20 protein-coding genes are annotated in these 19,791 nt (G+C 65.6%); 9 read left to right on the plus strand and 11 right to left on the minus strand.

Annotated elements, in window-relative coordinates; translation table 11 throughout:
* The first annotated feature begins 101 nt into the window (after positions 1-101).
* A complete protein-coding gene (locus B6S44_RS04725; protein ID WP_129155629.1) occupies positions 102-1,040 on the plus strand; it encodes a GlxA family transcriptional regulator in 939 nt (312 codons plus the stop codon).
* Positions 1,041-1,067: 27 nt separating this feature from the next.
* Here the strand turns inward: B6S44_RS04725 and B6S44_RS04730 are convergent, their stop codons facing one another.
* Both B6S44_RS04730 and B6S44_RS04735 read right to left on the minus strand, forming a co-directional pair.
* Complete coding sequence (locus tag B6S44_RS04730; RefSeq protein ID WP_129155630.1) at positions 1,068-1,826, minus strand: sulfite exporter TauE/SafE family protein; 759 nt, start codon at positions 1,824-1,826, stop codon at positions 1,068-1,070.
* Between the two features lie 73 nt (positions 1,827-1,899).
* A complete protein-coding gene (locus B6S44_RS04735) occupies positions 1,900-2,136 on the minus strand; it encodes a DUF1127 domain-containing protein (protein WP_248309449.1) in 237 nt (78 codons plus the stop codon).
* A gap of 175 nt (positions 2,137-2,311) precedes the next feature.
* Between B6S44_RS04735 and B6S44_RS04740 the strand changes: the two genes are divergently transcribed.
* On the plus strand, positions 2,312-3,655 hold the full coding sequence (locus B6S44_RS04740; RefSeq protein WP_129155631.1) for an aminotransferase-like domain-containing protein: 1,344 nt from the start codon (positions 2,312-2,314) through the stop codon (positions 3,653-3,655).
* Positions 3,656-3,687: 32 nt separating this feature from the next.
* Here B6S44_RS04740 and B6S44_RS04745 read toward each other — a convergent pair whose 3' ends face one another.
* The 4 genes from B6S44_RS04745 to B6S44_RS04760 all read right to left on the minus strand — a co-directional run bounded on the left by B6S44_RS04745 (position 3,688) and on the right by B6S44_RS04760 (position 8,232).
* Positions 3,688-5,193, minus strand: a complete 1,506-nt coding sequence (locus B6S44_RS04745) for a cyclic nucleotide-binding domain-containing protein (protein WP_129155632.1) — start codon at positions 5,191-5,193, stop codon at positions 3,688-3,690.
* A 98-nt stretch (positions 5,194-5,291) separates the two neighbouring features.
* Complete coding sequence (locus B6S44_RS04750; RefSeq protein ID WP_129155633.1) at positions 5,292-5,729, minus strand: Ohr family peroxiredoxin; 438 nt, start codon at positions 5,727-5,729, stop codon at positions 5,292-5,294.
* A 63-nt stretch (positions 5,730-5,792) separates the two neighbouring features.
* A complete protein-coding gene (locus B6S44_RS04755; RefSeq protein ID WP_465246085.1) occupies positions 5,793-6,842 on the minus strand; it encodes an alpha/beta fold hydrolase in 1,050 nt (349 codons plus the stop codon).
* A gap of 67 nt (positions 6,843-6,909) precedes the next feature.
* Positions 6,910-8,232: an epoxide hydrolase family protein gene (locus B6S44_RS04760; protein ID WP_164985726.1), complete on the minus strand. Its 1,323-nt coding sequence runs from the start codon at positions 8,230-8,232 to the stop codon at positions 6,910-6,912.
* A 319-nt stretch (positions 8,233-8,551) separates the two neighbouring features.
* Between B6S44_RS04760 and B6S44_RS04765 the strand changes: the two genes are divergently transcribed.
* The 6 genes from B6S44_RS04765 (at position 8,552) to B6S44_RS04790 (ending at position 14,155) form a co-directional block, all read left to right on the plus strand.
* Positions 8,552-10,066 (plus strand): sensor histidine kinase, encoded by a 1,515-nt coding sequence (locus B6S44_RS04765; protein ID WP_129155636.1) that lies wholly within the window; start codon positions 8,552-8,554, stop codon positions 10,064-10,066.
* Positions 10,063-10,686 carry a response regulator transcription factor gene (locus B6S44_RS04770; RefSeq protein ID WP_129155637.1) on the plus strand — a complete coding sequence of 208 codons (624 nt, stop codon included), beginning with the start codon at positions 10,063-10,065 and terminating at the stop codon, positions 10,684-10,686. Before B6S44_RS04765 ends, B6S44_RS04770 begins: the two co-directional genes overlap by 4 nt.
* 119 nt (positions 10,687-10,805) lie before the next feature.
* The gene (locus B6S44_RS04775) at positions 10,806-11,165 is read left to right on the plus strand and encodes a response regulator transcription factor (protein ID WP_129155638.1); all 360 of its coding nucleotides are present in this window, start codon (positions 10,806-10,808) and stop codon (positions 11,163-11,165) included.
* Between the two features lie 263 nt (positions 11,166-11,428).
* The gene (locus tag B6S44_RS04780; protein WP_206735086.1) at positions 11,429-12,208 is read left to right on the plus strand and encodes an alpha/beta fold hydrolase; all 780 of its coding nucleotides are present in this window, start codon (positions 11,429-11,431) and stop codon (positions 12,206-12,208) included.
* 310 nt (positions 12,209-12,518) lie between these two features.
* Complete coding sequence (locus B6S44_RS04785) at positions 12,519-13,709, plus strand: cupin domain-containing protein (protein ID WP_248309450.1); 1,191 nt, start codon at positions 12,519-12,521, stop codon at positions 13,707-13,709.
* Positions 13,710-13,924: 215 nt separating this feature from the next.
* Positions 13,925-14,155, plus strand: a complete 231-nt coding sequence (locus B6S44_RS04790) for a hypothetical protein (RefSeq protein WP_129155639.1) — start codon at positions 13,925-13,927, stop codon at positions 14,153-14,155.
* A 486-nt stretch (positions 14,156-14,641) separates the two neighbouring features.
* Here the strand turns inward: B6S44_RS04790 and B6S44_RS04795 are convergent, their stop codons facing one another.
* From B6S44_RS04795 to B6S44_RS04815, 5 genes are all read right to left on the minus strand, one after another.
* Complete coding sequence (locus B6S44_RS04795; RefSeq protein WP_129155640.1) at positions 14,642-15,346, minus strand: fumarylacetoacetate hydrolase family protein; 705 nt, start codon at positions 15,344-15,346, stop codon at positions 14,642-14,644.
* A gap of 32 nt (positions 15,347-15,378) precedes the next feature.
* Positions 15,379-16,131 carry an ABC transporter permease gene (locus B6S44_RS04800; RefSeq protein ID WP_129155641.1) on the minus strand — a complete coding sequence of 251 codons (753 nt, stop codon included), beginning with the start codon at positions 16,129-16,131 and terminating at the stop codon, positions 15,379-15,381.
* Positions 16,132-16,140: 9 nt separating this feature from the next.
* Complete coding sequence (locus B6S44_RS04805; RefSeq protein WP_465246086.1) at positions 16,141-16,968, minus strand: ABC transporter ATP-binding protein; 828 nt, start codon at positions 16,966-16,968, stop codon at positions 16,141-16,143.
* Entirely contained in the window at positions 16,965-17,783 is an 819-nt protein-coding gene (locus B6S44_RS04810; protein ID WP_248309451.1) for an ABC transporter permease, read from the minus strand. The genes B6S44_RS04805 and B6S44_RS04810 overlap by 4 nt, the downstream gene beginning before the upstream one ends.
* A 92-nt stretch (positions 17,784-17,875) precedes the next feature.
* Entirely contained in the window at positions 17,876-18,862 is a 987-nt protein-coding gene (locus tag B6S44_RS04815) for an ABC transporter substrate-binding protein (protein ID WP_129155642.1), read from the minus strand.
* A gap of 23 nt (positions 18,863-18,885) precedes the next feature.
* Here B6S44_RS04815 and B6S44_RS04820 point away from each other — a divergent pair, with 23 nt between their 5' ends.
* Positions 18,886-19,788, plus strand: coding sequence for a FadR/GntR family transcriptional regulator (locus B6S44_RS04820; RefSeq protein WP_248309452.1), 903 nt, complete (start codon positions 18,886-18,888; stop codon positions 19,786-19,788).
* Positions 19,789-19,791 lie beyond the last annotated feature (3 nt).

Here is a 19,791-nt window from a genome sequence, read left to right on the forward strand (position 1 = left end):
CCCGTTCGGGCTGACAGGGCAGACAGATAGCTCTCCTTGCTGACGTCTCAAATGTCGTTTATGCAACCTTTTAGGACGGCCCTCTGAGCAAGGATATCGCCATGCATCGCGTCGGCTTTGTCGTTTTCCCCGGCTTCCAGATGATGAGCCTTGCGGCGCTTTCGGCCTTCGAATTTGCAAATCTGGCGGCACCGGAAGCCTTCTATGAGGTGACCGTCCTGTCGGAGAGCGGTGGGCCGGTGAAGAGTTCGATCGGCCTCGCCATCGAGACCGCCCCCCTCGACGACACCGCCTATGACACGGTGATCTTCGCCGGAGACCTCAAGGGTTCGGCCGGACCGGACGAAGTGACGGAGTTCGTGCGACGCTCGGCGATGGCAGCCCGTCGGGTCGCCTCGGTCTGCACGGGTACCTTCGTACTGGCGCAGGCGGGTGTCCTGGACGGCCGGCAGGCGACGACCCATTGGATCTGGGCTCGCGATCTGGCTGCACGTTACCCCAAGACCAGGGTCGAGCCGGATCGCATCTTCATCGTCGATGGCCCGATCTGGACATCGGCGGGGATGAGCGCCGGCGTCGACCTCGCGCTCGGCATGGTCGAGAAAGACCTGGGCCCCGAGATCGCGCGGCTGACGGCCAGGAAGCTGGTGCTCTATCATCGTCGGGGCGGCGGCCAGTCCCAGCATTCCGCGCTCCTGGAGATAGACGCCAAGTCCGACCGCATCCAGTCGGCCCTGGACTATGCCCGGCGCAACCTGTCCAGCCGATTGAGTGTCGAAGATCTCGCCGAGGCGGCGCGGCTCAGCCCGCGTCAGTTCAGCCGCGCCTTCCACACCGAAACCGGCCAGTCTCCCGCCAAGGCGGTGGAGACCCTTCGACTGGAAGCGGCACGGGTGATGATGGAGCAGACCAGCCATCCGATCGAGGCGATCGCCGAGCAGACCGGCTTTGCCGATCGCGAGCGGATGCGGCGCGCCTTCGTGAGGACCTTTGGCCAGCCGCCCCAGGCGATCCGGCGCAATGCGCGGGTGCTGCCCTAGAACGTGCACCCGTCTTGGACGAGAGGATCAACTCAGGAAGCCGGAGGCGCCGTCCCAGAGCAGCTTCAGCGCGGTCACGACCAGCAGCCCGTAGCAGGCGCGATAGACCTGGCGCTGGTCCAGCGCGCCATGCAGCCGCCAGCCGAGCCAGATGCCGGCCGGGATGGCGGGCAGACAAATCGCCATCAAGGCCCAGATCTGGCCGCTCGGCTGCACCAGCAGCAGCCACGGCGCCGCCTTGAGCAGGTTGCCGACGGTGAAGAACATGCTGGTCGTTCCGGCGTAGAGTTCCTTGCCGAGGCCGAGCGGCAGCAAGTACATCGCAAGCGGGGGCCCGCCCGAATGCGCCACCATGGTCGTGACGCCCGAGGTGAAGCCGGCCGCGACCGCCTTCGGCGTCGAGCGCGGCCGAACCGTCACCTCACCGCCTCGCAGGAGCCAAAGGCCGACGAAGATCAGGGTGATCACGGCCATCACGATGGCGATGGCGCGATGATCGAGGAAGCGGAAGACCAGATAGCCGACGCCGATGCCGGCGATGAGGCCCGGCACCAGCGGCTTGAGGTCCGGCTTCGACCAGGTCGACGCCTTCCAGTAGCGCAAGGCGTAGAGGTCCATCGCGATGAAGAGCGGCGCGAGCAGGCCGCCGGCGGTGATCGGATCCATCACGGTCGACAGCAGCGGAATGCCGACGATGGCGAAGCCGCCGCCGAAGGCTCCCTTCATGAAGCTGATCAGGAGCACGCCGGCAAAGGCGACCAGGATAGTGGCGACTGTCAGGTCCATGGCACCGTCTCCAAAGCGGATGGCTGCCTGAACCCCTCAGCACCAAGGCAAATGCTGGCTTTGGAGGGTGTCATCACCCCCTCCCCCGTCCGGTCCGCGGGACGAAGCCATGGACGGCCGCTTCGATCTGGCTTCTGTTGATGCCGATGTCCTGCAGCGCCTGCTCGTCGAACTCGCGCAGGTCCGCGATGGCGGCGCGGTGATCGAGGTAGCGCGCGATGGCCCGGTACAGCGCGCCCGGCATGCGGAGCAATGCCTCGGAGCGCTTCGCGGTGACGGGGTGGGTGATGGCCGGCAGGAAGGCAGACATGTTGGCCTCCGTTGGATTGCACCGGGTCAGACGTCGGCAACACGCTCCCGTCACGTCGGCGAGGTGATCGCCGGCCGTCGTAACCCTCGCGATTTCCGGTGCGGCTGGGTTGATATGAACAAGATGATCCGATACTATGATCGGAGCAATAGAAACATTGTACTCGGTGCAATAAATGTCGAGATCCGAATATCTGAAGCTGGCCGACGCGATCGCCGCGGATATCGCCGACGGAACGCTCAAGCCGGGCGAGCGCCTGCCGCCGCAGCGCAACTTCGCCTATGAGCGAAAGATCGCCGTCTCGACGGCGAGCCGGGTCTATGCCGAGCTGCTGCGCCGCGGCCTCGTCGTCGGCGAAGTCGGCCGGGGCACCTTCATCTCGGGCGAGGCCAGGCGCGGCATGGCGGCGCCCGGTGAGCCGAGCGGCACGCGGATCGATCTCGAGTTCAACTACCCGATCCTTCCCAGGCAGATCGCACTCATCGCCAAGAGCCTGGCTGGCCTGGACGAGAGCGCGGCCTTGGATGCCGCCTTGCGGCAGGCGACCAGCGTCGGAACGCCGGCGGTTCGCAGCATTGGCGCCGCGTTCCTGTCACAGGGCGGCTGGTCTCCCGCCCCCGAGCAACTGGTCTTCACAGGCAATGGGCGCCAGTCGGTCGCTGCGGCGCTCGCCGCCCTCGTACCGACCGGCGGCCGCTGTGGCGTCGAGGCCTTGACCTACCCTTTCATCAAGGGGATCGCCGCCCGGCTGGGCGTCACGCTGGTGCCGCTGGCGATGGACGCGGACGGCATGCGGCCCGATGCGGTGCAGAAGGCGCATCGCGAGGCCCATCTCTCGGCCCTCTACATCCAGCCGGCGGTCCAGAACCCGCTGGGCACGACCATGCCCAAGGCGCGCCGGGCCGACCTGCTGCGGGTGGTCGAGGCGCTCGGCCTGCCGATCATCGAGGACAATGTCTACGGCTTCCTCGACGACGAGCCGCCGCTGGCCGCGCTCGCGCCGGAGTCCTGCCTCGTTATCGACAGCCTGTCCAAGAAGGTTGCGCCCGGCCTGACGCTGGGCTTCATCACCGTGCCCTTGCGGTTGCGCGAAAGCGTCAAGGCTTCGGTGCGGTCAGGCGGCTGGACGGCGTCGGGCTTCGCCTTCGCCGCCGCCCAGCGGATGATGAGCGACGGCACCATCGCCGAGCTCGCGAAGCTGAAGCGCCTCGACGCGCGTGCACGTCAGAAGCTCGCGGCCGAGCGCCTCTCCGGTTTCGAGATCGAGGCCAACACGAACTGCTATCATCTCTGGCTGACCTTGCCGGCGCATTGGCGCTCGCAGAGCTTCGTCGCGGCCGCGGCAAGGCGCGACATCGCTTTGACCCCCTCGAGCACCTTCGCGGTGACACCCGGCCATGCGCCGAACGCCGTCAGGCTGGCCCTGGCGACACCGACCATGGAGCAGCTCGACATCGGCCTGCACACGCTGGCCGCGCTCCTGAGCGCCGGAGAAGACGACTACGACTCGACCGAATGAGGCAGGTATGGGCGTGATACCATTGCCGCTGGTCAGAGCTCGAACAGATGGCGGATGCGCTCGGTGAGGCGCGATACGGTCAGCGGCCCGGCGACCTCAGGAGCCCTCTCGGCATGGTATCCCCCGTCGCTGCGGCGCGCCAGCAAGGTGCCGAGCTCGTCCGCCATGGAGGGGCGGTCGCGCAGCAAGGTGGCGAGACTGTCCTGCGTGATCTCGTAGACGACGACATGGGTCAGCGCCGTGACCGCGCCGGGCTCGCCCGCGCCGGTCAGGAGCCCGCCTTCGCCGAAGAAATCGCCAGGCGCCAGGCGTCCCAGCTCGCTGTCCTTCGCCTTGTCGTGGCGCGTGACGGTGGCGACGCCACTGCGCATGATCATCAGCGATGTCGGCACCGAGCCCTGCGCTGCCATCACCTCGCCCTTGCGGAAGCTGCGCCGCGTCGTGGTCTGCGCCAGCGTGTCCTTCTCCTCCTCGCTCAGCGCGGCGAACAGCGGGATCGCGTCGAGCAGGCGCCGGGCCATGCTGCGGTCGCCCGGCTCCTCCGTGTCCGGCCTGGGAGGCGCGGGCAGGCCCGCCGTCGCAGGCGCGGCGAAGTCCAGGCCGGCGGATTTGGCGTGCCGGTAGATCAGATCGAAGATCTCGCTGCGCGCCGGGCCGACCGCCGCGATGTCGGCGACCTTGAAGGACAGCTCCAGTTCGATCGCGCCGGCATCGAGCGCCCTGACCTGAGCCGCCGGTTCCGGGCTCATCAGGATCGAGTTGCTGCTGAGCAGGACCGAGCGCATCACCTCGACCATGGCCGAAGGCGCCCGGCTCGGCCTGAACCTGACCGTCAACGAGACGCCATGGCTGCGCTGCGGGCTGCTCAGATTGGTCAGCCTGGCTTTGGCGAGGTCGCTGTTGGGGACGATGACCAGGTCGTTCGCGCCGTTGAGGAGGTGCGTCGCGCGCCAGTTGGTCTCGACGACCTTGCCCTCGATGCCATTGCCGAGCGAGAGCCAGTCCCCGACGCCATAGGGCTTGCTGAGATTGAGCGCGATGCCGGAGAAGACGTCGGCGAGCGTGCTCTGCAGCGCCAGGCCGAGGATGATGGCGAAGACGCCGGAGGTCGCGATCAGCGTGCCGACCGGCGCATCGAAGACATAGGCGACGACGGAGAGGATGGCACCGACATAGATGATGCCGACGACGAGATCCTGCAGCAGCCGGCCCTCGCGCGGCTGGCGCTCGAAGATCAGGAAGACACGAACGACACTGATCAGCGACCAGGCCGCGTTGGTCCACCAGATCACCTTGGCCAGCCCGACGAAGACGCGCTGCAGCTTGGAGGCCTCGGCCGGGCCGGGCTCGTAAGGCACGATGCCGTGGTGCAGCAGCAAAACCGTCAGCGCCACGAAGAAGACGAGCTGGCCGACGAGGCGGCGGGTCGGATGGTTGCGCAGCAACACCCTCGTGACCACGGCGCCGACCAGCGCGAGGATGCCGGTCGAGACAATCGGGTCGCCGAGCATGCCCATGATGTCATGAAAATCTAGCATGGCGGTGGTTGTCGGTTGCCCCGCGGCCTGACGGTCATGCCCGGTTCTGCCTCTTGACCAGCCGCCGGCGTCTCCGTCGGCGGCCGGAACCCAAAGTTTCACACCAGGGTAACGGTGATGTCGATGCCGGCTTTGAGCGCTTTGGAGTATGGGCAGGTCCGATGGGCCTCGTCGACCACGGCTTGGGCGACCGCGCGATCGAGCCCTGGCAAGCTGACATTGAGGCGCGCCCGCAGGAAGAAACCGTCTTCACCGAAATTGAGATCGACTTCGGCGTCGATCGCCGGCTCGACCGGCTGTGTGACCTTCAGCTGCTTGGCGGCGAGCCCGATGGCGCCCTCGAAGCAGGCGGACCAGCCGGCCGCGAGCATCTGCTCGGGATTGGTGCCGGGGCGGCCGGAGCCGGGAGGCGAAAACTTGACGTCGAGCGCGCCGTCGGAACTGCGGGCGACACCGTGCTCGTGGCCTCCGGTCACATGGGTCTTGCCGGTGTAGAGCAGCTTCTCGCGCTGCCTGACGTTGGCTGAAGCAGTCATAACGATTTCCTTTCAAGTGGGGCTCGATCGATGAATTTCGGCGTCGAGCCTTGCGCCGATCCGTCAGAATCCGCCGGCGTCGATGACCGCCTGGGCGAAGCGCTGCGGCGCTTCCTGCGGCAGGTTGTGGCCGATGCCACCCTTGAACAGCCGGTGCTCGTATCTGCCGGTGAAGCGCCTGGCGTAGGCCGCGGGCTCGGGATGGGGCGCGCCGTTGGCATCGCCTTCGAGGGTGATGGTCGGCACCCCGATATTCGGGAAGGCGGCGAGCTTTTTCTCGATGGCGTCGAACTGCGGCTCGCCCGGCGCCAGTCCGAGCCGCCAGCGGTAGTTGTGGATCGAGATCGCGACATGGTCGGGATTGTCGAAGGCCGCCGCCGAGCGCGCAAAGGTGGCGTCGTCGAACCGCCATTGCGGCGAGGCGAGCTCCCAGATCAGCCGGGCAAAGTCGCTTGTGTACTTGGCGTAGCCGGCCGCGCCCCGCTCGGTGGCGAAATAATACTGGTACCACCATTGCTGCTCGGCCTTGGGCGGCAGCGGCGGCCTGTTCGCCTCCTGGCTGCCGATGAGATAGCCGCTGATCGAGACCATCGCCTTGCAGCGCTCGGGCCAGAGCGCGGCGATGACGTTCGCCGTCCGCCCGCCCCAGTCATAGCCGGCGATGATGGCCTTCTCGATCTTGAGCGCATCCATCAGCGTGATCACGTCGACGGCAAGCGTCGCCTGCTGCCCGTTGCGCGGCGTCTCCTGCGAGAGGAAGCGGGTCGTCCCGTAGCCGCGAAGCGAGGGAATGATCACCCGATATCCGGCCTTGGCCAGGATCGGGGCGACATCGACATAGCTGTGGATGTCGTAGGGCCAGCCGTGCAGCAACAGCACCGGCGGACCGTCCGCCGGCCCGGCCTCGGCATATCCGACGTTGAGGACGCCGGCGTCGATCTGTTTCAGCGCCGCGAACGACGCATTGGTGCCCGGCACGGCGCGCGGCGGCGGGGTCTGCGCCTCCGCCGCGTCGGTCAGGCAGAGCCCCACCGCGGCGAGCGAAAGGGCCGCGCTGCCGACGAACCGGCGGCGCGCCTGATTGATGTCTGCGGGGATGTCGATGTCGCTCATGGAAGAGCTCCGATGGCTTTCGATCATAAGGGACGGGTGAGGTGGGCGCGCTCTGTGTGGCGCCGCGTCACGCGGGCTGCCGCAGCGAACGGAATGCCGCCCGCATTTCGGCGGTGAACAGCGCCGGCTGCTCCCAGGCGGCGAAGTGGCCGCCCTTCTCGAGCCTGTTGAAGTACACAAGTTGCGGATAGGCCCGCTCGGCCCAGCTGCGCGGCGCCGCATAGATCTCGTCCGGGAACACGCTGACCGCGACCGGGAGCTGGATACCCCTGGGGTCGAAGAAGCCCCCGGCCGGGTGATGCGCGTTGTCCCAGTAGAGGCGCGCCGAGGAGATCGCGGTGTTCGTCAGCCAGTAGAGCGTGACATTGTCGAGGACGTCGTCTCGGCTCAGCCCTTCCGTCTTTCCGTCGAAGACGCGGCCGATCATCTCCTGGCTGCGCGCGTCGTGATCGATCATCCAGGCCGCGAGGCCGACCGGGGAATCGACGATGCCGTACAGCGTCTGCGGCCGGTTGTTCATCTCGATGGCGTAGCCCAGGCCTTCCTTGTTGAAGACGTCGAGCTGGTTCCAGGCGTTGCGTTCGTCCGGCGACAGGTCGGCCGGAGGTGCCTCGCCGCGGGCGAGCGCCTGCGAGATCGAAACCGGGACGGTCGCCGGCATGTTGGTGTGGATGCCGACCAGCCCGGGCGGCTGCTGCAGGGCCATGGTCTCCGTGACGGCATTGCCCCAGTCGCCGCCCTGCGCGACATAGCGCGCATAGCCGAGACGCTGCATCAGCACCGCCCAGGCCCGCGCGATGCGCTGCGGGTTCCAGCCGGGCGCCGTCGGCTTGCCCGAGAAGCCGTATCCAGGCAGCGACGGGATAACGAGATGGAAGGCATCCGCCGCGCTCCCGCCGTGCGCCGTCGGATTGGTCAGCGGGTCGATGATCTTGAGCTGCTCGATGATCGAGCCCGGCCAGCCATGGGTGACGATCAGCGGCAGCGCATGCGCGTGCTTCGAGCGCACATGGATGAAATGGATGTCGAGGCCGTCGATCTCGGTGATGAAGTTCGGCAGCGCATTCAGCCGCGCCTCGACCTTGCGCCAGTCGTAGCCGGTTGCCCAATAGCGTGCGAGCTGCTGGACGGTCGCCAGCCGCACGCCCTGGGACTCGTCCGGGACCGTTTCCTTCTCGGGCCAGCGGGTCGCCACGACGCGCCGGCGAAGATCCGCGAGTTGCTCACCCGTCGCCTTGAAGCGGAAGGGGCGAATGTCGCTGCCCGAAGCGGCGAAAGCCTGCTGCGGCAGCAACACACTCGCCGTGCCCAGGGCAACGGCGCTCACTGCTGCCGCTCCCAAGATCTGACGGCGGTCAAAGCTCTCGGATGCATCCGTTTCCGTGCTCATGGTCTGCTCCTGGATTGGGGTAGGCAGTAAAATCGGGGCGACACGCGCCCCAGCGCTTCCGGCTGTGGCCGTCGACCTGCGCCGAGGAACAGGGCGCACTGGGAACCTAAGGATGAGCGCCGCGCAGCAGAATCGGACACTCGTATTGCCGGGCTCATACCCGCGTATGATCGGCCACGCCGGCTGGCTGTTCCGGCTGCCGCAGTCGAAGTCGGGCCTGCCGTACCGCCATGGCATCCGGCGCGGCAAAACTGCGATATAAAAGCAACCGGGACGAGAGGCGGGCTCAACCAAGTGATCTTTCGGCCAGGGGGAGCCGATGCCGTTGTTTTCACCGATCGCGGCGGCCGCGCTCGCGATCGTCATCTTCGCCGTCGATACGCTGACGCCGTTCGATATCGCGATCGCGGTGCTCTATGTCGCCGTGGTGCTGCTTTTGCTGAACTGCGTCGACAGGCGCAGCCTGCTGCTGATCGGCGCCGGCTGCATGGGGCTGACGCTGCTCAGCTTCCTGATCTCCCATGGCACCAGCTTCCAGCCGGGCCCGGTCGCACGGTGCCTGGTCAGCCTGGCGGCGATCGGCATCTCGACGCTGCTGGCGGCCAAGGTGAAATCCGCCATGTCGGTGCTGGGCGAGAGCGAACGGCGCTATCGCCATATCTTCCGGGCAGCGGGCGTCGCGATCCTCGAAATGGATTTCGCCGCCGTCGGCGCGGCGATCGCCGCCGGCAAGGCGGCTGGTGACAAGGACATCGCCGCCGCCAGGGCCGCCGATCCGGGCCTCGCCCGGCGCATGCTCGGCGCAATGCGACTGATCAATGCGAATGACACGAGCCTGAAGATGTTCAGCGCCGCGAGCGTTCCCAAGCTCGGCGCGGCGCTGCCCGGCCTCGTTCCACGCGAGATGGAGGAGGGCCTCTGGTCGATGCTCGCGACGCTCTGGGAGCACGGCGTCGCTCATGAGGCAGAAAGCGTGATGGACACGCTGGACGGGCGCCGGCTTACCGTGCTGGTCACCATCGCGGTTCCCGCCGACAGGCCCGACCTCGGCCAGGTGCTGGTCACGATCATGGACATCACGGCCCGGCGCGAGACCGAGGACGCACTGCATCATGCACAGGCAGAACTCGCCCACGTGACCCGCGTGGCGACGTTGGGGGAGATGACCGCCTCGATCGCGCACGAGATCAACCAGCCGCTCGCTGCGATCGTCACCAATGGCGAGGCCGGTCTGCGCTGGCTCGACCGGCCGGTCCCTGAATTACAGGAGGGGCGGGCCTCCCTGCGGAGCATGGTCGACGACGCCAGGCGTGCGGCAACGGTTGTCCAGCGGCTTCGCTCGCTGGCGGCCAAATCCGTGCCGCAGCACGCGCCCTTCGCCCTTGACGAACTGATCGGCGAGACAGCGGCGCTGATGCGGCGGGAGCTCGATCGGCACCAGGTGAGGCTGATCCTCGGACTGGAGACGGGCTTGCCGCCTGCGCTCGGCGACCGCGTGCAGATCCAGCAGGTGCTGATCAATCTCATGGTCAATGCCTGCCAGGCCATGGATCAGGTCGAAGATCGCGCGCGTGATCTGGTTATCGGTTGCAGCGTCGTCGACGGCGCGCTTGAAATGATGGTGGCGGATTCCGGGCCGGGCTTCGATCCCGAGACGGCGTCGCGTCTGTTCAATGCCTTCTTCACCACCAAGGCCAACGGTATGGGGATGGGATTGTCGATCTGCCGCTCGATCCTCGAAGCCCATGGCGGGCGCATCCGGGCCAGCGCAACGCCCGGCGCGGGCGCGACCTTCACCGTCTCGCTGCCTCTCCACAAAGAGCCGTCTCGATGACCAGCCCGCAGAGCCCCACCGTCTTCATCGTCGACGACGACCCTTCCATACGGGAGGCACTCGACAATCTGTTCCGATCGGTCGGCCTGCGCGTCGAGGTTTTCGCTTCCACGGCCGAATTTCTGACTCGCCCGCCGGCCGAGACCGAGAGCTGCCTGGTGCTGGACGTCCGACTGCCGGGCGTCGGCGGACTCGAGTTCCAGGGGCAGCTGGCGCGGTCGGGCAACAACATCCCGATCGTGTTCGTGACGGGCCATGGCGACGTGCCGATGTCAGTGCGGGCGATGAAGGCCGGCGCGCTCGATTTCCTGATCAAGCCGTTCCGCGACCAGGACATGCTCGATGCGGTCTCGCAGGCGCTGGAGCGCGACCGCGAGCGCCGCGCGGCGGAAGGCCGGCTCACTGGGCTGAAGGCTGCCTACGACACCCTCACGGCCCGCGAGCGCGAGGTCATGGCACTCGTCACGACCGGGCTGATGAACAAGCAGGTCGCCGGCCGGCTCGGCATCAGCGAGATCACGGTGAAGATCCATCGCGGCCACGTCATGGAGAAGATGGGCGCGCGCTCGCTCGCCGAGCTGGTGAAAATGGCCCAGGCCATCCAGCCGCCTTCCGGCTGAAACCGGATCGGGACGGGCGAACTCAAACCTCTGTATGATTCCCGTTCGCCGTCGGGCAACGCATGAAATAGCGCGAGGGTTCGGACGAGTGGTGCCGGCCCGGTGGGAAAAGCTGTTCGATGACCAAAACCGTCGCCATCGTCGATGACGATGCTTCCGTGCGCGACGCGACGCAGAATCTGGTGCGGTCGCTCGGCTTGGCTGTGCGGAGCTTTGCCTCAGCCGAAGATTTGCTGGCGGTGCTTCCGACGGTGTCGATCGATTGCGTCATCACCGACGTTCAGATGGGAGGCCTCGGCGGCGTCGAGCTGACAGCGGCCTTGCGGTGTTCCGGCCGGACGATCCCCGTGATCTTCATCACCGCCTTTCCGGATGAGCACGTCCGTGCACGGGCCCTGGCGGTCGGCGGAATCGGCTTCCTCTGCAAGCCCTTCGAGAGCCGGACGCTGATCGGCCTCATCGAGCGGGCCCTTTCCTGACGAGCCGGCAGCCCATGGCCCTGGTGACGTAGCGATAAAGTCACTACGCAAGCCATCATACAGAAGTATAGGGGAGCAAGATCATCATATAGACTGATTCAATCATGGTATGATTGAGACATTCGGCAGTTTAATAGCCTTCCCTCCCCTGTTCTTGGCAGTTCTTGATGTGGGTCGACGCTTCGCCGGCCCCGCACCGTGCGGATGATCCGCACCTCGAAATTGAAGTGCCAGAGAGAAGGAGAGATCGAATGAACAAATTGATGATAGGGCTGGCCGTGGGCGCGAGCCTGCTCGCAGGCAGCATGGCCCATGCGGAAGACGACAAGCCGACGATCGTGCTCGTGCACGGGGCCTTCGCCGACGGCTCGAGCTGGAACGGCGTCATCAGCCGTCTTGAGAGGGACGGCTACCCCGTCATCGCTGCCGCCAACCCGCTGCGCAGCGTCAAGGGCGACGCGGCCTCCATCGCCGGTATCTTGTCGAGCCTGAAGGCCCCCGTCGTGCTCGTCGGGCACTCCTATGGCGGCTCGGTCATAAGCGAAGCTGCCGCCGGCAAGCCAAACGTGAAGGCGCTCGTCTACGTGGCCGCCTTCGCGCCAGATGTCGGGGACACCGGTGCCGGTCTATCCGGCAAGTTCCCCGGCAGCACGCTCGGGCCCACACTGGGGCAACCGGTACCGCTCGAAGGCGGCGGCAACGACCTCTACATCCGGCAGGACAAGTTCCGGGCTCAATTCGCCGCGGACGTCCCAAAGGACGAGGCGTGGCGGATGGCTGCGACGCAGCGCCCCATCACCGAAGCGGCGCTGAACGAGCCATCGACTGCGCCAGCCTGGAAGACGATCCCCTCCTGGTTCGTCTATGGCGACAGGGACAAGAACATTCCGCCCGCGGTCAACGCCTTCATGGCCGAGCGCGCACATTCCCGGGGAACCACCGTGATCAAGGGCGGCTCGCACGTCGTGATGGTCTCTCATCCCGACACGGTGACGCGGGTGATCGAGAAGGCGGCCGAAGCAGCGGTCTCGGTCACGCAGTGACGCCGAATACAGGGCGCCGCGCGCGGCGCCCTGCCATCTTGGCGGGCAAGAAAAGGCAGATCCGTCACCTGCCGGAGCAACTGGTCTCACCGTCGGGATGCTGCTGCGCACTGCGCCGCTGGAAGGCTTCGACTTAGCTGAAGCCGAGCCGCCATGGCCATCCAGAGTATCGGCGACAAGTTCACACCAAGATGATCTTGCTCATACCAAGATATGATCCAGAAAGCCGCCGGCATAATTGGCTTCCGGCGCAGATGATAAGAAATCAGCAAGACGGGCGAACGGCCCGCCAATCCAAAGGAGAGACGTCATGGATCCCATTTCACGTCGCCACATGCTGGCAGTGACCGCCGCCGGAGGCCTCCTCACGACGACCATCGGCGGCAACGCGCAGTCTGGCCTGCCCCGGTTCAGGGCTGGGGATGGCGGATACGCGCGACAGGCGGTCGAGCTGCCTCCGGGCGAGAAGGTCGCGTATCACGATCCCAAGGACGTGGCTGAGATGCCCGATTTCCGCTTCTCGCTCGACGGCAACGTCCCGAAGGTCACCTCCGGCGGCTGGGCGAAGGAGGCGACCGTCCACCAGTTCCCGATCAGCAAGGGGATCGCTGGCGTACACATGTTCCTCGAACCGGGCGCCTCGCGCGAGCTGCACTGGCACGCCATCGCCGCCGAATGGGCCTTTGTCATAGAAGGCCGCTGTCAGACGGTCGTTCTCGATCCGTCAGGTGCGAGCGAGATCAACAATTACGGGCCAGGCGATCTCTGGTTCTTCCCGAAGGGCCACGGCCATTCGATCCAGACGATCGGCGACAAGCCCTGCCATTTCATCCTGTCCTTCGACAACGGCGCCTTTTCCGAGCACGGAACCTTCTCGATCACGGACTGGATCGATGTCGCGCCCAAGGACATGCTGGCGCTCAACTTCGGTGTGCCGAAGGATGTCTTCGATGCCTTCCCGAACGGCGAGACCTACATCCAGGCGGGACCGGTGCTGCCGGCGTCGGATGCCCTCGACGCACCCTGGCCCAAGGAGTCGACGCACAAGTTCAGCCTGTTGCGCGACAACCGTGCGGTGCGCGACTTCGACGGCGGCACCTTCCGCCTGGCGACGGTCGATGAATGGCCGATCTCCAAGTCGATGTCCGGCGGCGTGATGGTCATCAAGCCGGGTGCGATGCGGAAACTGCACTGGAACGTGAACGCCAACGAATGGCATTATTACCTGCGCGGCAAGGGGCAGGTGGCGCTCTTCGGCTCGGGCGGGCGCGGCAAGGTCGCCGAGTTCAAGCCGGGCGACGTCGCTTACATCCCGCAGGGCTTCGGCCACGCGATCAAGAATGTCGGCGATGAAGACCTCGAGATCGTGCAGACCTGGGATAACGGCAAGTTCGAGGAAATCGATCTCGACAAGTGGGTGAATTCCAGCCCGCGCTATCTGTTGGGCAACAATTTCGCCGGAGTGCCCGACGCGACGATCACCAGTCTCAAGCGGACGTAATCTCGCCGGTTTCGGAGCGGCGCCAGCCTCAGATCCCACTCGATGCTAGCGGCAACTGCAAAGCACCTGATTGGGCCATAACTCGGCTGGCGCCATTCCTATGCCCACAAGGCCAGCGGCCGACCGATGCCCGCGCTGGTAGGATACGAGCTTCGATGGACTTACGATTGGAACCTTAGTCACTGCTATGGGTTCCCCGACCATGGTGGGGTCCCATGTCAAAAACAACGCTCGAAAGCACGATCCTGAAACTTGCACATCGCTACGCGGAACCTGCCGATCTGTTGAAGGCCGTCCGCAAGGAGCATCCGGTCGCCACCAAAAAGGACATTATCCATGCGGCGTTGCGCACGATGATCGAAGCTGCGGAAAGCGAGGGCGGCGTTGCCCGTCACCTGCATCGACTTGTCATGGATAACCGCAGCGGCGAGTTCGAAGGCGCATAAACGTAAGAACCCACCTGGCCTCGCTCTACAATACGGGTTTGAAGTCGGCATCAGCAAACGCGGCTAGGCGCGGCAAATCTCGACTTCAGTTGCTTGACCGAGATGTCCATTTGCAGGCTTAGACTCAGCGTCCGCTGCTGGCGCACTGTCTACCAGCGCCACCGTGTCGCAGCGGGCCACTGTTCGGTATGGACAGCCATCAGGCTTCCGCACACTCCACACGGCCCGGACTTGCCGGCGAACGCCGCGAAAGTCCATCAATCGGCGGCGGGCCAGCGACCGTCGCTGCCCGCGCTTTGAGCTGACGTTAGAGCAGGGCTCAACGGCCGACACTCAGCGCCCTCGCTTGATCGTCCAGACATCTGGCAGGGAAAGTGCCGACGGAGCAGTGGCGACAAGCATCCGTCGACGCCTTTCCCGAAGCGTTCCTTCCGCGGCACCGTCAGCCAGTGCGAGCCCGCCTTCAGGGGCCGTACTCGTCGCCGCTCAAACCACCTTGGCGCGCAAGGTACCGATGCCCTCGATATGACCTTCCATGATATCGCCGCGCACGATCGCACCGACGCCGGAGGGGGTGCCCGACATGATCAGGTCGCCCGGCTGAAGCTCGAACAGGCCGGAAAGATATGAGATCATCTCCGGCACCTTCCAGATCATGTGGTTCAGGTCGCCCTGCTGGCGGATCTCGCCGTTGACCTTGAGCCAGATCGCCCCGTTCTCGGGATGGCCAATCGTGCTCGCCGGAACGATCTCGCCCATCGGCGCCGAATGTTCGAAGGCCTTGCCGATCTCCCAGGGCCGGCTCGCCTTCTTGCACTCGTCCTGCAGGTCGCGCCGGGTCATGTCGAGGCCGACGGCATAGCCGTACACATGGTCGAGGGCGTCCTCGACGGGAATGTCCTTACCGCCCTTGGCGAGGGCGACGATCATCTCGATTTCGTGGTGAACATTGCTGCTGCGCGGCGGATAGGGGAAGTCGCCGCCGTCGAGGACGACATTGTCGGGGTTCTTCTGGAAGAAGAAGGGCGCCTCGCGGGTCGGGTCTCCGCCCATCTCGATCGTGTGGGCGGCATAGTTGCGGCCGACGCAATAGATGCGGTGAACCGGGAAGCGGCTTTGCGTCCCGCGCACGGGAAGCGAAACCGGCACCGGGGCCTGGACGACATGGTTCTGAGGCGTGGCGATGTTCATCTTGCAGGATCCTTCGTTGGCAAGAGGGTTGGTCAGCGCGAGGCGGCGTAATAGGCGAATCGACGTTCGAGCCCGGCCAGCAATTCGTTGAGGGTGAAGGCGAAGCTGAAGAGCACGAGCAGCAGCGCCCAGAAATGCTCCATCAGGAAATGCGACTGGTAGATCTCGAACAGCGTGCCGAAGCCGACGACGGAGACAAGCAACTGTCCGATGACCACGCCCTTGACGGCGCGGATCATGCCCAACCGGATGCCAGCCAGGATTTCGGGCAGCGCCGCCCAGAGATAGATCCGGCTGAAGGCCTGCCAGCCATTGGCGCCGAAGCTGCGCGCCATCTCGACCAGCGAGGGTGAAATGGCGCGGACGCCAGCGCGAGTGTTGAGGACGATGATCCACATCGAGAACAGGACGACGACGAGGACGATCGTCGTCTCGCCGAGCCCGAACAGCACCATGATCACCGGGACCAGTGCGCTGAGGGGCGCCGAGAGGAAGAGGTTCACCCAGGGCAGGAGCAGCCGGTCGGCGATGACCGAGCGGCCCATCAGGATCCCCAGCGGTACGCCGATGCCGATCGCGATGGCATTGCCGAGCAGGAAGGCGCGGCCGGTGATCAGGAGCGCGTCGAGGAACGAAGCGGTCGGGACGATCTCGAAGACGCGCCAGATAATGCGCGACAGCGGCGGCAGGATGAAGCCGGCGTCGGTATGGCCGGCGATCTCCCAGATCACGGCCCAGACGATCAGCGATGTCATCATGGGAAGGCGGATGCCGGAAATGACCATGGCCGCCCCCTAATCCAGGTAGTGCTTGAGCTGCTGCCAGATATCCTCGACGACATCGAGATAGGCACTGTCGCGCCTGATCTTCTCCGGGTCGCCGCCGCGCACGATCCTCGGCTCGATGATCGCCGAGACGCGGCTCGGCCGGCGCGAGAGCAGTGCGATCCGATCCGAGACGTAGACCGCCTCTTCGATGCTGTGCGTCACGAAGATGAACGACTTGCCCTCGTTGGCGACGAGTTCGAGCAGCTCCTCCTGGAACTTGCGGCGCGTCTGCTCATCGACGGCCGAGAACGGCTCGTCCATCAGCACGACCTTGGCGTCGACCGCGAGCGCCCGGGCAAGGCCGACGCGCTGGCGCATGCCACCCGAGAGCTCGTGCGGATATTTCCGCTCGAAGCCCTTGAGGCCGACGCGCGCGATGTGGCGCTCGGCGATCGCCTCGCGCTCGCTATGGGCGACGCCGCGCAGCTCGAGCCCGAAGGCGACGTTGCGGATGACGCTCGCCCAGGGCATCAGCGCGAAATCCTGGAAGACGAAGGCGCGTTCGGGCCCCGGCCCCTTCACCTCGCGGCCGTCGACGAAGACCTGGCCGCCACTGGCCGGGATCAGGCCGGCGATGATCTTCAGGAGCGTGGTCTTGCCGCAGCCGGACGGGCCGAGCAGGGTCGTCAACCGACCTTCCGGAAAGTCCAGCGATATGCCGCTGAGCGCCTCGACGCCGCCGGCATAGGTCTTCGAGACACTCTTGACCTCGACGATCGGCCGCGTGGCGAGCGGCGGGATCGGCGCGGAGCCGGACATCTGCCGCGGTTCAGCGGGGGCGATATTCGGGGTCATGCGCGGCTCTCCGGTCGGAACAGGGTGACCTCGATCCGTTCCAGCAGCTCGATGAACAGGACCGAGAACACGATGATGGCGAGAATGGCCGCGTACATCTTCGGATAGTCGGCGACCGACTGGTTGTAGGAGATCACGTCGCCGATGCCGGTGGGCGTAATCAGCAACTCGGCGAGGATCACGCCGATGAAGGCGGCCGCGCAGCCGAGCCGGAGACCGGCGAAGATCATCGGGCTCGCTGCGGGCAGGATGACGAGGCGGATGCTCTGGCTGCGCGTGGCAAGAAAGGATCGGCCCATTTCCAGAAGCGATTTCGGCGTGTTGCGCACCGCCCCGAGCGTGTTCAGCACGATGACCGGCATCGCCATGATGCAGACGGTCATGATCTTGGCGGTGAGCCCGATGCCGTAGGCGAAGGTCAGGACCGGGATGAGCGCGGCCAGCGGCGCCGCCTGGGCGATCACGAAGAGGGGTGCGATCAGCCATTCCGAAGGCTCGTGCAGACCCATCAGCACGCCGAGCGCCACGCCGAGCAGGACCGAAACGGCAAGGCCGATCACGAGCGGATGGAGTGTGATCAGGAAGGCCTTGTAGAGCGTTCCGTCGGCGATGATCGCACTCAGGCCGCCCATGGTTTCGAGAAAGGTCGGGAAGGCCGGGCTCAATGGAATCCGCCCGGCATACTCCCAAAGCGCGAGCACCGCCGCGAAGGAAACCAGACGCAAGACGAGCGGGTGGATCAGCGCATCGCGCCAGTAGCTGGCCGGAGGCTCACGGCGCGTCGGGAGGGCAGTGGCAAGGTCGGAAATCTGCAAGGGAGGTCACTCCGCTTGTGCGAGCCGCGTTGAGGGGTAGGCCGGGCCGTCATCGCCCGGCATGCCGGTTGGCTGGACAGGCGCGCGCTCGCCTAGCTGCCCAAGGCCTTGCGTGCCCGCTCGAGCGGCGCGAGATACCAGAAGTCCTCGACCTTCAGCTCCGCAGCTGGGCCCTGCATCTGTCCGGCCTCGGCGTAAAACTCGAAATCGGCCTTCGCGATTTCGGCGCTGCCGCCGGTCGGCGCATAGACGCCCTCCTTGGTCGCCATCGTGTAGAACTTGGTGATGCCCTCCAGCACCTCCTTGGGCTGGTCGGCCATCAGCTTGCGCTTGGTGCGCTCCTGTTCGACGATTCCCGGATTGGCCGCCATCTCCTGCCAGAGCCGCAGGAACTCGGTGACGATGACGTCCACCTGCTTCTCGTTCTTCTTGATCCACTCGATCTGCCCAAACAGCGTCTCGTCGGAGGCGGGCTCGCTGACGCCGGGAAGAACGTGGAAGCGGTCGCCCGCCTTCTCGAGCAGCAGATTCTTGTTGGCGAGATCGACGATGGTGGCTTTGATCTGGCCCTTCATCATGCCGATGATCCGGTTCTCGGAACCGGGCACATAGCTGCGCTCGCCGAACTGGATGCCTTCGCGCTTGGCGATGATGTTGCCGATGGCCTCCGTCCCCGTCGCGCGGGCGTGGAAGGTGATCGGCTGGCCGTTCATGTCCTTCCACGATTTGTAGGACTTGTCGGCGACCGGGAAGAAGACGAGCCGCGTGCCCTGGAAGAGCACGCGTAGCGGTGCCTTGCTCTTCTGGACGACGGCATAGGGCGTGCCGATGCCCAGATCCGCCTGGCCGTTGATCACGGCCTGGATGGCGAGATCCTCCTTCGAGAAATGCGTCACCTGATAGTCGACGCCTTTCTCCTTGGCGCGCTCGAGCGCGACGATCATCGCAAGCGTCTCGGTCGACAGCACGTCTCCGAGCGCCACCCGGACCTTGCTCTGTGCCTGCGCGGCCACGCTCCCGACCGTCAGGGCGGCGGCGACGGCGAACACGGCGGACAGCCTTCTTCCCAAGAGCTTCATGACGACTCCTCCCAGAGTTCGGTTTGGTCTTTTTGCGCGATCTGGTCGCAACCAATTTTATTTTGGGCAATGTCATACTGCATATTGATCATGTCAAGGCCGGAATGACTTCTAAATTGACCGGGAATTCGGTTCGCGGGTGTGGATTGTTTCAACCAATTGCAAAATGGTTGCAATCGTTGCGCATCCGTGGAATCAAGGTGCTGTCACTCACCACCGGTCGCCGCATGATGGATCAGACAGTCGCTTCTCCACCCGATGCCGCCGTCTCGGGCGTCCTGACGCAGCTCTATGGTTTTCTCGCTGCCGCGAGGCTGCCGGATGACGGACGCCTGCCGCCGGAGCGGGAGCTCGCCGAACTCCTCGGCGTCAAACGCGCCGAATTGCGCAAGGGCCTGGCGGTGCTCGAGCGCGAGGGCCAGCTCTGGCGCCATGTCGGCAAGGGCACTTTCGTCGGGCCGCGGCCACCGCAATTGCTGGACATCTCGGATCTGGCGCAGCGCAGCAATCCGATCCAGGTGATGAAGGCGCGCATCGGCCTTGAACCTGAACTTGCCCGCCTCGCGGCGATCAATGCTACAGCGGCCGAGGTCACCATGCTCGCCGAACTGAATACTGCCTGCCGCGCTTCGACGACCTGGCGCGAATACGAGGCTTACGACGCGCGCTTCCACCATCAGATTGCCGAGGCTGCGCATAACCCGATCCTGCTTGCGCTGCTCGAAACGCTGAACGCCGTGCGCCGTGCCGTCACCTGGGGGCGGCCACGGCCGAGCCACAGCAGCCCCCCCGCCGATCACCATAGCTTCGATGATCATGACCGGATCGTCGACGCCATCGCCCACCGGGAACCTGCGGGGGCCGCCGACGCGATGCGCCGGCATCTTCAGAACGTCGAGGACCGGCTGATCGGGCGCTCGCCATGAGAC

The organism is Allobosea sp. Tri-44, assembly GCF_004123845.1.
Taxonomy (GTDB): Bacteria; Pseudomonadota; Alphaproteobacteria; order Rhizobiales; family Beijerinckiaceae; genus Allobosea.